This is a genomic window from Agrobacterium sp. Ap1 (assembly GCF_017313375.1).
Classification (GTDB): Bacteria; Pseudomonadota; Alphaproteobacteria; order Rhizobiales; family Rhizobiaceae; genus Neorhizobium; species Neorhizobium cellulosilyticum.
Genome location: NZ_JAFLMY010000009.1, coordinates 205,739 through 218,958 on the forward strand (window position 1 = coordinate 205,739; position 13,220 = coordinate 218,958).

11 protein-coding genes are annotated in these 13,220 nt (G+C 61.0%); 8 read left to right on the forward strand and 3 right to left on the reverse strand.

All coding sequences use genetic code 11. The annotated features are described in order from the left end of the window. The 3 genes from JZX87_RS18760 to JZX87_RS18770 are packed head-to-tail and all read right to left on the reverse strand — an operon-like array spanning position 1 to position 3,485. On the reverse strand, positions 1–1,221 hold the full coding sequence (locus JZX87_RS18760; RefSeq protein WP_206827307.1) for an amidohydrolase family protein: 1,221 nt from the start codon (positions 1,219–1,221) through the stop codon (positions 1–3). Between the two features lie 7 nt (positions 1,222–1,228). Beyond that, positions 1,229–2,794, reverse strand: coding sequence for a gamma-glutamyltransferase family protein (locus JZX87_RS18765; RefSeq protein ID WP_286194880.1), 1,566 nt, complete (start codon positions 2,792–2,794; stop codon positions 1,229–1,231). A 1-nt stretch (position 2,795) separates the two neighbouring features. Further along, on the reverse strand, positions 2,796–3,485 hold the full coding sequence (locus JZX87_RS18770) for a GntR family transcriptional regulator (RefSeq protein WP_206827261.1): 690 nt from the start codon (positions 3,483–3,485) through the stop codon (positions 2,796–2,798). Between the two features lie 240 nt (positions 3,486–3,725). Between JZX87_RS18770 and JZX87_RS18775 the strand changes: the two genes are divergently transcribed. The 8 genes from JZX87_RS18775 to JZX87_RS18810 all read left to right on the forward strand — a co-directional run bounded on the left by JZX87_RS18775 (position 3,726) and on the right by JZX87_RS18810 (position 13,217). Next, on the forward strand, positions 3,726–5,279 hold the full coding sequence (locus JZX87_RS18775; protein ID WP_502711327.1) for an ABC transporter substrate-binding protein: 1,554 nt from the start codon (positions 3,726–3,728) through the stop codon (positions 5,277–5,279). Positions 5,280–5,355: 76 nt separating this feature from the next. After that, a complete protein-coding gene (locus JZX87_RS18780; RefSeq protein ID WP_183685400.1) occupies positions 5,356–6,321 on the forward strand; it encodes an ABC transporter permease in 966 nt (321 codons plus the stop codon). 12 nt (positions 6,322–6,333) lie between these two features. Next, complete coding sequence (locus tag JZX87_RS18785) at positions 6,334–7,302, forward strand: ABC transporter permease (RefSeq protein WP_206827262.1); 969 nt, start codon at positions 6,334–6,336, stop codon at positions 7,300–7,302. Positions 7,303–7,311: 9 nt separating this feature from the next. Continuing rightward, positions 7,312–8,505, forward strand: coding sequence for an amidohydrolase family protein (locus JZX87_RS18790; protein WP_206827263.1), 1,194 nt, complete (start codon positions 7,312–7,314; stop codon positions 8,503–8,505). Continuing rightward, positions 8,502–10,007: an amidohydrolase family protein gene (locus JZX87_RS18795; protein WP_206827264.1), complete on the forward strand. Its 1,506-nt coding sequence runs from the start codon at positions 8,502–8,504 to the stop codon at positions 10,005–10,007. The genes JZX87_RS18790 and JZX87_RS18795 overlap by 4 nt, the downstream gene beginning before the upstream one ends. Next, entirely contained in the window at positions 10,004–11,005 is a 1,002-nt protein-coding gene (locus JZX87_RS18800; RefSeq protein WP_206827265.1) for an ABC transporter ATP-binding protein, read from the forward strand. Before JZX87_RS18795 ends, JZX87_RS18800 begins: the two co-directional genes overlap by 4 nt. Further along, positions 11,002–11,982 (forward strand): ABC transporter ATP-binding protein, encoded by a 981-nt coding sequence (locus tag JZX87_RS18805; RefSeq protein ID WP_206827266.1) that lies wholly within the window; start codon positions 11,002–11,004, stop codon positions 11,980–11,982. The genes JZX87_RS18800 and JZX87_RS18805 overlap by 4 nt, the downstream gene beginning before the upstream one ends. Positions 11,983–12,020: 38 nt before the next feature. Further along, the gene (locus JZX87_RS18810) at positions 12,021–13,217 is read left to right on the forward strand and encodes an amidohydrolase family protein (protein ID WP_206827268.1); all 1,197 of its coding nucleotides are present in this window, start codon (positions 12,021–12,023) and stop codon (positions 13,215–13,217) included. The last annotated feature ends 3 nt before the right edge of the window (positions 13,218–13,220 follow it).

A 13,220-nucleotide genomic window follows, 5' to 3' on the forward strand; every position in this document is an offset into this window, starting at 1 on the left:
TCAGAGCAACCGCGCCTTCGGGCGAACGAATGTCTTTCGCCCGCGCTTCCATCCCGCAAGGGTGGGAGCTGAGGAACGGACGATCTCGGATGGATTTGCGGCATCGAGAGCGACGATATCTGCCGGTTGGCCGACCGACAGATCATGTCGAAAGCCGGTAATTGCTGCTGCTTGCGCTCCCACCATGTCGAAGACAAGCTCGATGTCGGCGTCACGCGAAAGCTGCATGACATTGGCATAAAGATTGGCCATGCGCGCCAGCGATGCATCACCGAAGGGCGTGAACGGGTTCAGCACATTATTGGTCGCGATTGCCGTTTTGACGCCCAAAGCTGCAAGGGCGTTGGCAGGTGCGATACCGCGCGGAACATTCGAACCATATTGCCGCCCCATAAGAAAAAGGTCGGTTGCAGGCAGGACCGTGAGTGCGATACCCGCCTCGACAATCTTCTTTCCAACTGTGGAAAGCGCATCGGGATCGAGCGCTGACAGATTGGTGACATGCCCTATCGTCACGCGGTCGGCATAACCGTTTATTCGTGTCGCTTCGATCACGGCCGGAAGATCGGTTCTTGCCGGATCGAGGCTGAAATCGAGGTGGAAATCGACATCGACATCATGTTTTCGCGCCAGTGCAAAGATCCTGCGGACATGTTCTGTCGGATCGGTATCGGTATAGGGGCAGCCGCCGATCAGGTCCGCCCCCGAGCCAAGTGCGTCGTCCAGCATGGCTTCCGTTTCCGGTTCCTGTGTCAGCCCTTCCTGCGCGAAGGCGCAGATCTGGATATCGATTGCGAAGGCGTAATGCTCGCGAACCCGCTTTATCGCCTCGAAGGAGCGCATTCCGGCGCGTGGGTCGATTTCAACGAATGTCCGCATGCGGTTGGTGCCATGCATGATGGCCTTTTCGACCAGCGCCGATGCCCGCTTGTAGACGTCGTCCTCCGAGAACCCGGCCTTTGCCTTCGCCGTCTCGCGCACGGCCTCCTCGAGCGTTCCCGCACAGATCGAGCAGCGTTCCATGATGCAGGCCTTGTCGAGATGGATATGGCTGTCGACAAAGCCGGGAAAAGCAAAGGCTCCTTTGAGATCCTCTACCTCGACCGCCTCGCAAGTGATCCGGCTTCCTATTTCTGCAATCAGGCCGTCCCTGATGGCGATATCGACCAGGCCCGGATGGCCGGCGATCAAGGCATTGCGGAGAACGAGATCGACTTTCATCTGAAACCTATATTCCGATGGCGCAGCCATCGCTGCGCGGGTCATGCGCCCCGTCCGTCCAGCCGTCACCGTCCAATCGAATGACGCCGGCCTGACCGGAAAGGGCATTCAGCGCCGAGATCGGAATGACCTCGTGCCCGCGACCCGCAAGCTCGGCCAGAACATCATCGCCGACGGCATCCTCGATCTTGAGGTTGTCGCAGGTGTCGGAGAAGGTTCTGCCCAAAAGGAAACGGGGCGCCGAAAGGGCGGATAGTGGGTCAAAGCCGTGGTCTATAAGACGGCTAAGAAGAACGGTCAGCGTCTGCGGCTGGCCGTCTGCGCCCTGGGTACCGTAGAGAAGATGCGGCATCCCGTTCTTCAGGCCAAGGCCGGGATTGAGCGTGTAGAAGGGTCGTTTGCCGGGAGCCAGCACGTTCGGGCTTTTCGGATCGGTGCTGAACGCGGCTCCGCGGTTCTGCCAGAGAATTCCGTTATCCGGCAGCAATACGCCGCTGCCCCAGTCATAATAGGTGCTCTGCAGCACGCTTGCCGATCGGCCTTCGGAGTCGACTGCTGCGAGATAGACAGTATCGCCGGTCTGGAAACGGTGAGGCCAGGGCAGGGCGGATTTGGGATCGATCGCCTCCGCCTTGGCCGCAAGATAATCGCCCGCCAGCCATTCTGCACAACGTTGCGCGGCAAAATCCGGATCGGCGATCTGTCCCCGGTCGTGAAACGCCTGTTTTACCGCCTCTACGCAGAGATGGTAGAAATCGGCGGAGGTCGGATCGACATTCCGCATCGAGAAATTCGACAATATGCCCATGATGGCGAGTGTCGAAATACCCTGCGAGGGGGGCGGCGGGGCCAGAAGCTCGATATCGCGATAGGTGAGCGACACCGGCTCGACAAGGGTGGCCACGGTCTTTGCCAGATCGTCCGCCCGGATCGGGCTGCCGGCTGCCTCCAGTGCCCTGGCGATGTGGCTAGCGAGTTCGCCCTCGTAGAATTCGCGATGCCCATGCAGAGCGATCGCTTTCAGCACTTCGGCAAGCTGCGGTTGACGTTGATGTCCTTCCGTGACGAAAGCATTTGCGACCCCCGGCCAGCTTTCGATCTCGCCGCTTCGAAAAGCATGCCAATGCTGTTGCGAGCGGCTGACCGGAAAACCTTCTTCCGCCAGCTCGATCGCATCGCCAAGCAGCGACGCGAAGCTTGCGTTACCCTGCCAGTTCTCTTGCGAAAAACTGAGTGCCTCGCCCCAGCTGTCGACGACTGCTGCGGTGGTCAGGGCCGAAAGCGGACCGCGGGCAGGGATGGTTTCTAACTTCGGCAGGTCATTTGCTGCCTGGCCGATCCCCATGATCGCCTTGCGCCGGCCGGCGCGGTCGGCGATGATCCAGATCGCATCGCCGCCCAGCCCGCAAAAATGCGGATAAAGCACGGTCAGCGCGGCACCTGCAGCGATCACCGCCTCGATCGCCGTACCACCGCGGCGCAGAACCTTGGCTCCGGCTTCGCTGGCGAGATGATGCGGGCTCGTCACCATGCCGCGCCTGGACCGCGCAGTGGTCTTTTCCTGCTGGCTCATGTCAATCGGACGCCGACATGTAGCGGCTGAGAATTTCGGTGATGTCGGGGCCGTCATCCTTGTCATCCGTCTTGGCGCGGTCTTCGACTGCATGCAAATGGTGGTCCATGATCCGGCAAGCCGTCTGCGGATCCTGCTCCTTGAGCGCCTCGATCAACTGCACATGTTCGTCGATCCCGCATTCGGCTGAATGCGGTCTTCCGAAACGCGCGAGGATCAGCGACGAGCGCGAGACGACCTGGCTGATGAAGTCTATCAACAGTTTCGATCCGGTGAGTTCGGCAAGCAGGATATGAAACTCGCCGGCAAGCCGGATGGAGCGCGGTGAGGATGCCTGAAGCGCCCTTTCTTCTTCCCGAACATGGCTGATCAACGCGTCGATGCCGTCGCGCGGCATGCGCTTGCAGAGTTTTTCGATCACCTCGCGCTCAAGGCAGCGCCTCAGAGCAAAGACCTCTTCCGCTTCCTCCAACGTCGGCATGGCGACGGCCGCGCCGCGGTTCGGCTTGATCTCGACAAGGCCATCGGAAGCCAGCCTTAGCAACGCATTACGGGCACTCGTGCGGCTGACACCGAACGTATCGCCGATGGAATCTTCCGGCAGCTTGGTGCCGGGCTTCAACGCCTGTTCGAGGATTGCGCGACGAAGCGAAGCGTAGATCGCATCGCTTCTGCTGAGATTGGTGGACATCGCTGTCGCTCTTTCGACTGAATGCAGTTTCACCTGCATATCGCATAAAAATCGTACGTCATCCAGTCTAATAAATTGCATGCAATTATCTATTGAGTTTGCATTCGTTCTGATCTAGCCTGAAGTCAAGCTGATAGAGAAAGCGCCAAAAGCCACCTTCAGCAGCCGGTTTTAACGCCATGCATTCCAGTCCCAAGCATCGTCTTGTGAGAATTGCATGCAATCCGAGGGGAATTATCAATGCGTTTATCGAGAATTCTGGTGGGAGGCGTTGCACTGCTCGCCTTGGCAATGCCGGCCATGGCCGGAACGTTGAAATGGGGTGCATCGCGCGATATCAGCTCGCTCGATCCCTATTCCTACGGCGACAGTTTTGCGCTTGGCGTCCTCAATCACGCTTATGAGGGGCTGGTCCGTTATGACCGCAATCTCAAGATCGAGCCGGCGCTCGCCACATCCTGGGAAATCGTCTCGCCGACGACATGGCGCTTCAAGCTGCGGGAAGGTGTGAAGTTCCACAATGGGGCTGACTTCATGGCAGAAGACGTGCAGGCTTCGCTGAAGCGCGCCTCGGACCCGAAGTCGCCGCTGCGCGGTAACATCCCGGCCTACAAAGGCTCCCGCGTCATCGATGCACACACGATCGAAATCGATGTTTCGGCCAATTACCCGCTTCTGCCGAACGATCTTACCACCATCTACATTTTCGATGCGGGCTGGCTGAAGGACAACAATGCCGAAGCGCCGACCGATGTCGGATCCGGTAGCGAAGGCTATGCCACCTATAATGAAAACGGCACCGGCCCGTTCAAGGTAGAGAGCCGGCAGCCGGATGCAAAGACGGTGTTCACCAAATTCGACGGCTGGTGGGACAAGCCGGAGCACAATATCGACCGGATCGAGCTGACCCCGATTGCTTCGCCGGCAACCCGTGTTGCCGCTCTTCTGGCCGGCGATATCGATTTCACCGATCAGGCGCCTGTGCAGGATCTGCCGCGGCTTGCCGCTTCTCCCGAGGTCAAGGTGCTGGAAGGCACGGATCTTCGCACGGTGATGATTGGTTTTTCCCAGCGTGATCAGCTTCTGTCCGGTGCTGCAAACCCGATGAAGGATCTGCGTGTCCGCCAGGCAATGCAGCTCGCCATCGATCTCGATCTCATCAACAAGAAGGTGATGCGCGGAAAATCGCGCAATGCCGGCGCGCTCGTGGCCCCGCAGATCCCCGGTTATGACGCGGCACTCGATACGCCGGTCAAGGCCGATCCGGAGAAGGCCAAGGCTCTGCTGAAGGAAGCAGGCGCGGAAGGTTTCGAATTCGAGTTCAACTGTGCCGACAGCCTCGTCAACGAGGAGCAGATCTGCCAGGCGGTTGCTTCCATGTGGTCGCGCGTCGGCTTGAAGCCGAAGCTGGACCAGGGCACTCGTGCGGTACAGACGCCGAAGCGCTCGTCCGGCAAGGTCGATGTCTACACGCTCGGCTGGGCGACCCTGCCTATGCTCGACACCTACAGCCTCACCTCGCAGGTTCTTCATACGAAGGAAGGCTCGTTCGGCATCTTCAACTGGGGCGGCTGGTCCGACAAGGAATTCGACAAGGTAACCGAGGCTTCCGCCGTCGAACTCGACCAGACCAAGCGGCTGGCGATGGAGGCGCAGTCGCTGAAAATCGCCAAGGACCATGCCCTGATGATCCCGCTGCATCAGCAGCCGCTTGCCTGGGCGACAACCGCGAAGATCAAGGATTTCCCACTCTTCTCGGACAACCTTCCCCGCCTTTGGCTGGTGAAGATGTAAGTCGCCATGCCCCTTGCCGTCGATCACACCGGCAAGGGGTACCCTTCGCTTTTCTGAAACCAGGGACGCCGCGACCATGATCGCCTTCCTCGTAAAACGCGTCGGCAACGCCATCCTTGTCATGCTGACCGTCGCCTTTTTCGCCTTCCTGATCTTCCGTTTTCTCGGCGATCCCGTCGAGATGATGGTGAATGAAAGCGCCACCCAGGTGGAGCGTGACGAGTTGCGCAGCCGTCTCGGCCTGAATGACGGATTTCTGGTGCAATATCTGCGTTTCGTCACCAATGCCGCTCAGGGTGAATTCGGCCTTTCCTGGCGCAATCAGCAGAATGTCATCACCCTGATCGGCGAGCGTTTTCCGGCAACTTTCGAACTCGTCATCATCGCCACCATCCTATCGCTGGCGATCGGCATTCCGCTCGGCGTCTTCACCGCGATCGGCCGCGGGCGCTGGTGGGCTGAAGGCCTGCAGTTTTCCTCCATCGTCGGTGTCTCGCTGCCGAGTTTCTTCGTCGGCATCATCCTGATCCTTGCCTTTTCCGTCAGCCTAGGCTGGTTGCCGGGTTATGGTCGCGGCGAGGTCGTGCAGCTCGGCTGGTGGTCGACTGGACTGCTGACGCCCTCCGGCCGTGCCGCAATCGTGCTGCCTGCGCTGTCCCTGTCGCTTTTCCAGATCACGCTGGTTATGCGCCTCGTCCGCGCCGAAATGTTGGAAATATTGCGGGCCGATTTCATCAAGTTCGCCCGTGCCCGCGGGGTGAAGCGCCGGGCACTCTGGTTTCGCCATGCACTGAAAAACTGTCTCATGCCGGTGGTGACGCTGACCGCCATGCAGGTGGGCAACCTGATTGCCTTTGCGCTCGTCACCGAAACCGTCTTCCAGTGGCCCGGCATGGGCATGCTGTTCATGCAGGCCGTCACCTTCGTCGATATCCCCGTCATGGCGGCCTATCTCTGCATCGTATCCTTCATCTTCGTGACGTTGAACACGTTCGTCGACATTGCCTACGCGCTGATCGACCCGCGCCTGCGCGCTGCGTGACGGGAGACAATCATGACACCCCTGATCAATACTGCTGAACAGACTGCGAAACGGGACCCCCGCTCCGCTCCCTTCTGGCTCTCCCGTCTGCGGGAATCCGATTTGTGGTGGAGTTTCACGCACCACCCTTCCGCCGTCGGAGCCGCAATCCTCTTGCTGCTTCTCATCGGTTCGGCATTCTTCGCGCCCCTGATCACCGTCCAGAATCCTTACGATCTCGCCTCGCTCGACCTGCTCAACGCCGAGATCCCGCCGATCTGGATGGAGGACGGCCAGTGGCCGTTCATCCTTGGAACCGACACGCAGGGCCGCGACCTGTTGTCGGCCATTCTTTATGGCTCGCGGGCGTCGATCGTCATCGGCGCCGCTTCCGTCGCGGTATCGCTGATCGTCGGCTCGGCGCTCGGATTGGTCGCGGGTTATTACGGCAAATGGGCGGATGGTCTGCTGATGCGGGCCGGAGACGTTCTCCTGTCGATGCCGACCATGCTGATCGCCATCCTCGTCTCGGCGCTCGCACGGCAGGCTCTGCCGCCGTCCTTGCGTGAGGTTGGCGCTTCCAGTGTCATCGTGCTGGCGATTTCACTTTCCGCCTGGGTGCAATATGCGCGCACCGTCCGGGCGCTGACCATGGTCGAGCGCAACAAGGAATATGTGCAGGCGGCAAGGCTGATCCGCGTGCCGACATGGCGGATATTGATCAAGCATATCCTTCCCAACACCACCACGCCGCTTCTGGTGACTGCGACGCTGAATTTCGGTCTCGGGATCCTGATCGAGGCGACGCTTTCCTTCCTCGGCGTCGGCATGCCGCCGGAACAACCGTCGCTCGGCACCCTGATCCGCATCGGCAATCAGTTCCTGTTTTCCGGACAATGGTGGATCGTGCTTTTCCCCGGCCTGCAGCTCTGTCTGCTGGTCGTCTCGATCAACGTGCTGGGCGACTGGCTGCGTGACGCTCTCAATCCCAAACTGCGCTGAGGCATATCCATGAGTGATCTTCTGATTAAGAACGCAAGACCCCTGGGGGGCGAGGCGTCCGACATCCTGATCAGGGACGGCCTTATTGCCGCGATCGGACAGGGACTTTCCGACGAAGGCATAGCAACGGAGGACGCCGGTGGCCGCATCGCCATTCCGGGCCTGGTCGATGCGCATACCCATCTCGACAAGTCGCTGCTTGGTTATCCCTGGTATGTCAACGAGGTCGGCCCGCGGCTGATCGACAAGATCGACAACGAGCGCAAGGTGAAACGCGACTACGGGCTTGATGCCCATGTCCAGTCCATGCGCCAGTCGCTGCAGTCTGTCGGTTACGGCACGACGCTGATCCGCACCCATGTGGATATCGACACCGATCAGGGGCTGGTCGCGCTCGAAGGCGTGATGGAAACGCGTCGCCAGCTTGCCGGTGTCGTCGAGATCGAGATCGTCGCCTTCCCGCAATCCGGCCTGCTGCGTCGGCCGGGGACGGTCGAACTGCTCGATCAGGCGATGGCGATGGGCGCGGATCTCGTCGGCGGCCTCGACCCTTGCGGCATGGACCGCGACCCGAAGGGACATCTCGACACGATCTTCGCGCTGGCGGAAAAATACGGCAAGGGCATCGATATCCATCTGCATGAAGGCGGCGAACTCGGGGCCTTTTCGATGGAGCTGATCTTCGAGCGTATTCGGGCTTTCGGCATGCAGGGCAAGGTGGCCGTCAGCCACGCCTTCTGCCTCGGGATGCCCGACTGGAACGTGAGCCAGGGACTGATCGATACCTGCGCCGAACTCGACGTGCCGATCCTGACCACCGCGCCGCCGTCGCGCGAAGTCCCGTCGCTCAAGCGGTTGCGTGCTGCCGGCGTGCGTTTCGGCGCGGGCGTCGACGGTTTTCGCGACACATGGGGGCCTTATGGCAATGGCGACATGCTGGAGCGCGCCATGCTGCTCGGCATGAAGAACAATCTGCGCCGCGACGATGAATTGCTGATGGCGCTTGATGTCTGCACGACAGGCGGCGCGGTGGCGATGGACCGTGCCAACCATGTGCTGGCTGTCGGCGGGCGTGGCGATGTGGTCATCGTCGAGGGCGAGAGTGTCGGTGAGGCGATCGTCACCCACCAGCCGCGCAAGCTTGTCGTGACGACCGGCAATGTCGTTGCCCGTGACGGGAAGAGCCTGCGGGAACGGCCATGATCAGAGACAGAAACTGGTCCGTCCTTCCGCTCGGAAAACGGCCGCCCGGCCGGTGGGCGCTGAAGGCTCGCTACATCGTTGCCGATTTTCCCGAAGGCCGGCGGCTCGTCGAAGGTGGCGAAGCGGTGATCGAGAATGATCGCGTCATCTGGATCGGCAAACGGTTCGAGGGCGAAGTTGCGGCACGTTACGATATGGGCGACGCCCTGATCGGCCCCGGCTTCGTCGATCTCGATGCGCTGTCTGACCTCGACACGACCGTTCTGGGCATGGACAACCAGCCAGGATGGAAAAAGGGCCGTGTCTGGCCGACGGATTACGCAGCATGGGCTTATGAAATGTACAGCCCGGAAGAGCTTGCCTTTCAGAAGCGTTATGCCTTTGCGCAGCTTCTTCTGAACGGCATTACTTCGGCTCTGCCGATTGCATCGCTCTTCTACCGCGCTTGGGGCGAGACGGTGGCGGAATTCGAGGCGGCGGCGGTGGCAGCCGAGGAACTCGGCCTGCGCGTCTGGCTCGGGCCTGCCTATCGCAGCGGCGGCGTGATCCTCGATGAGACGGGCGCGATGCAGGCGGTTTTCGACGAGGAGCGGGGGCTGGCGGAACTGGATGTCGCCGCGGCTTTTGCAGGCCGTATCCACGGAACCGCCGGTGGCTTGCTCTCCGGGATGTTCGCCCCCGACCGTGTAGAGACCTGTACCGAGACCCTGTTGCGCCGCACATTCGCCCATGCCGGGGAGCTGGGTCTTCCGGTTCGCCTGCATATGGCACAGGGCGAAATGGAACTGCAGACCGTTCGGCGCCTGCATGGGGTCACCGCGCCGGAATGGCTGGATGGCCTTGGCCTGCTCTCCTCACGCCTGATAGCACCGCATGCGACCGTCGCCACGAACGACGATCTTGCCCGCTATGCCGCAAACGGCGTCACGGTCGCCCATTGCCCGCTGGTTTCGGCCCGGCATGGTTCTGCGCTCAAGTCCTTCTCGAAGCTGAAGGCGATGGGTATCCGCATCGGGATGGGCACCGACACCGCGCCGCCGGACATGGTGCTGAACATGGCGGTCGGCCTGATGGCAAACCGCATTGCCGAAGGGCGTGGCGATGCCGGATCTGCCGCGGACTTCTACGACGCTGCGACGATCGCAGGTGCCGACGCTCTCAAACGCCCCGATCTAGGTCGGCTTGCCATCGGCTCCAAAGCAGATATCGCCGTCTTCGACATGGCCGACCGGATGATCGCACCGCGCATCGATCCGATCCAGACGCTCGTCTATGGCGCGACCGGGCGCGTCACCCGCGCCACCATCGTCGATGGTCGCCTGTCGATGCGTGACGGACAGGTTGCCGGCATCGATCTTTCGGCGGCTCGCGATGAGGCACAGGCGCAGTTCGACAGGCTTGTGAAGCGTTATCCCGAACGCACTTACGGGCATCCGCCGGTCGAGACGATCTTTCCTCCAAGCTATCCACTGCATCTCAGCCAAAGCGAGGTCGCGTCATGAGCATTTCCTGTCACCCTCCAGCCTCCGACGCACTTGCGCTGGATGTTCGCGGCCTGTCCGTCGAATTTCCGACCCGCAAGGGAGTACTCACCGCACTCTCCGATGTTTCGTTGACGATCAAACGCGGCGAAATTCTCGGTGTCGTCGGCGAATCCGGCGCGGGCAAATCAATGACGGGCATGGCCGTGCTCGGCCTGCTCGAACCGCCCGGCCGAGTGGCTTCTGGCGAAATTCGCATCGGCGGCAAGCGCACGGACAATCTCGGCGAAGCGGAAATGGCATCGATCCGCGGCAGCATGGTCGGTGCGATCTTCCAGGATCCGCTCACCTCGCTCAATCCGTTGTTCTCCGTCGGCCAGCAGTTGATCGAGACCGTCCGGCTGCATTCCAGCCGAAGCCGTACGGAAGCGCGCGCCCAGGCGATCGCATTGCTGAAACAGGTCGGCATTCCCGGCGCGGATGAGCGGATCGATCACTATCCACACCAGTTTTCCGGCGGCATGCGCCAGCGTGTCGTCATCGCACTGGCGCTTGCGGGCAATCCACAACTGATCATCGCCGACGAACCGACGACGGCGCTCGACGTTTCGATTCAGGCGCAGATTACCGCATTGCTGCGAAAACTTTGCCGTGAGCACGGTACGGGCGTCATGCTGGTGACGCACGATATGGGCGTGATTGCCGAAACCGCCGACCGTGTGGCCGTGATGTATGCCGGCCGCGTCATTGAGATCGGTCCGGTCGAAGAGGTGCTGAGCCGACCGAAACATCCCTATACGCGCGGCCTGATGGGCTCGATCCCGGCCCTCGGCGCCCGTGTCGAGCGTCTTGCCCAGATCGACGGTGCAATGCCGCGACTGAATGCCATTCCCACCGGTTGCGCCTTCAATCCGCGCTGTCTTGAATCCGGGTCGCGGTGCCGGCAGGTCCGCCCCGTGATGGTTGCCGAAGGGCAGGGCAGTGTTGCCTGTCTCGTTCATGATGGAGGTGTTCAGTGAGAAGCACAAACAACGCCCTGGAAGTCGATCAGCTCTCCCGCATTTTCGATGTCTCCGCGCCCTGGTTGAACCGGGTGATCGACCGCAAGCCGAAGCGTTACCTGCGCGCCGTGCAGGATGTCACCTTCACGGTCGAGAAGGGGAAATGCCTCGCACTTGTCGGTGAATCCGGCTGCGGCAAGTCCACGGTCGCGCGGCTTGTCACCGGGCTTTACGCACCGAGCGAAGGCGCAATCCTGTTTGCACCCGCGGACAAGGGCCGAGGCCGCGGCAAGCCGATGGAAGCGCAGATGATCTTCCAGGATCCGCATGCGAGCCTCAATCCGCGCTGGCGTGTCGGCGATATCATCGCCGAGCCGATCCGCGAATTCGGCCTGCGCAATGGCGCTGACGTGATCGAGGCGCGTGTCGCCGAACTGCTGCGCACGGTCGGTCTTTCTGCGGATGATGCGAAACGGTATCCGCACGAATTTTCCGGCGGGCAGCGTCAACGCATCTCGATCGCCCGGGCGCTCGCCAGCGAGCCGGAATTCCTCGTCTGCGACGAGCCGACCTCTGCACTCGACGTTTCGGTGCAGGCGCAGATCCTCAACCTGATGCGCCGCCTGCAGGACGAACTCGGCCTTACCTATCTTTTCATCAGTCACAACCTTGCCGTCGTGCGGCACATGGCGGATCGGATCGCAGTCATGTATCTCGGCCGGATCGTTGAGGAAGCGGATACCGAGGCGCTTTTTGCCGATCCGCAACACCCCTATACGCGACTGCTGCTCCAGACGATCCCGGATGTCGCGGCTCCCAATCGCGACCGGGAACTGATGGGCGGTGAACCACCAAGCCCGCTCGATCCGCCGAAAGGCTGCGCCTTCCACCCCCGCTGTCCGATGGCGACGGATATTTGCAGCAAGGCGGCGCCCGAGGTTCGGGCACGCAAGGGCGGCGGTTTGGTTGCCTGTCATCTGGCGCTAGCCGTCTGAATCCTTCAACGACCAAGATTTTCAGGAAATACCCGATCATGACCAAGACGATATTCACCAATGCGAAGCTTGCCGATGGGAGGCTGCACGATATTCATGTCGAGAACGGCCGGATAACCGGTATCCAGCCGGCGACCGAGGCATCCGCTTCAGGCATTGTCGTCGATATCGCAGGGGATCTGCTCGTTCCGGGTTTCGTCGAAGGTCACATCCATCTGGATACGAGCTTCTACGGCGGAAAATGGGTGCCGCATCGTCCCTGCACCAACGGTTTCGACGTGCATGAACGGGTCGCCTTCCAGGCCGAAAACATGGCGAAAGCGGAGCCGATGGCCGAGCGTGCCATCAAGCAGCTCGAACTTTGCGTTTCTCACGGCACGTTGCAGATGCGCAGCCACGTCATGGTCGACGGGTCGGTCGGGTTGAAGTCGCTGGAGACCATCCTGGCGGTGAGGGAAGAATACCGGGATGTCATCGATATCCAGCTCGTCGCTTTTCCGCAGAGCGGCATTCTGAAAAGCCCCGGCACTCCAGAGCTTCTCGATGAGGCGATCGGCCTTGGTGCAGACCTGATCGGCGGCCTTGACCCGGCCAGTTTCGACCGTGATGTCACCGCCCATCTCGATGTCGTCTTCGGCATCGCCGAAAAACGCGGCGTCGATGCGGATATCCATCTGCACGAGGGCGGCACGATGGGAGCCTTCACCATCGAGGAAATCTGCGCACGGACGGAAGCGCTCGGCATGCAGGGCCACGTTTCGATCAGCCACGCCTATGGTCTCGGCGATCTTCCGGCCGATGCAGCGCGCAGGATCGCCGCAAGAGTTGCCCGGAGCGGTATCTCGATCATGACCAACGCGCCGGGACATCACAGCTTTCCGCCGGTCGCGCTCTTGCGCTCGGAAGGCGTCAACGTTTTCAGCGGCAGCGACAACATCCGCGATAGCTGGTGGCCTTATGGCGATGGCGACATGCTGCGCCGGGCGGAAATCATCGGTTACCGCTCCGGCTTTTTTACCGACGCGGAATTGCAGGCGGCCTTCGATATCGTCACCACGGCGGGTGCCAAGGCGCTCAGGCTTGATGGTTATGGGATCGAAGTCGGTGCCAAGGCTGATTTCGTTGCGATCGCCGCCGAACATGTTGCGGAAGCGGTCGTCGGCTTCCCCGGAAATCGCAAAGTATTCAAACAGGCGCGCCTGGTGGCCGACCAAGGCCAAGTCAGGCAAAAGTAACTA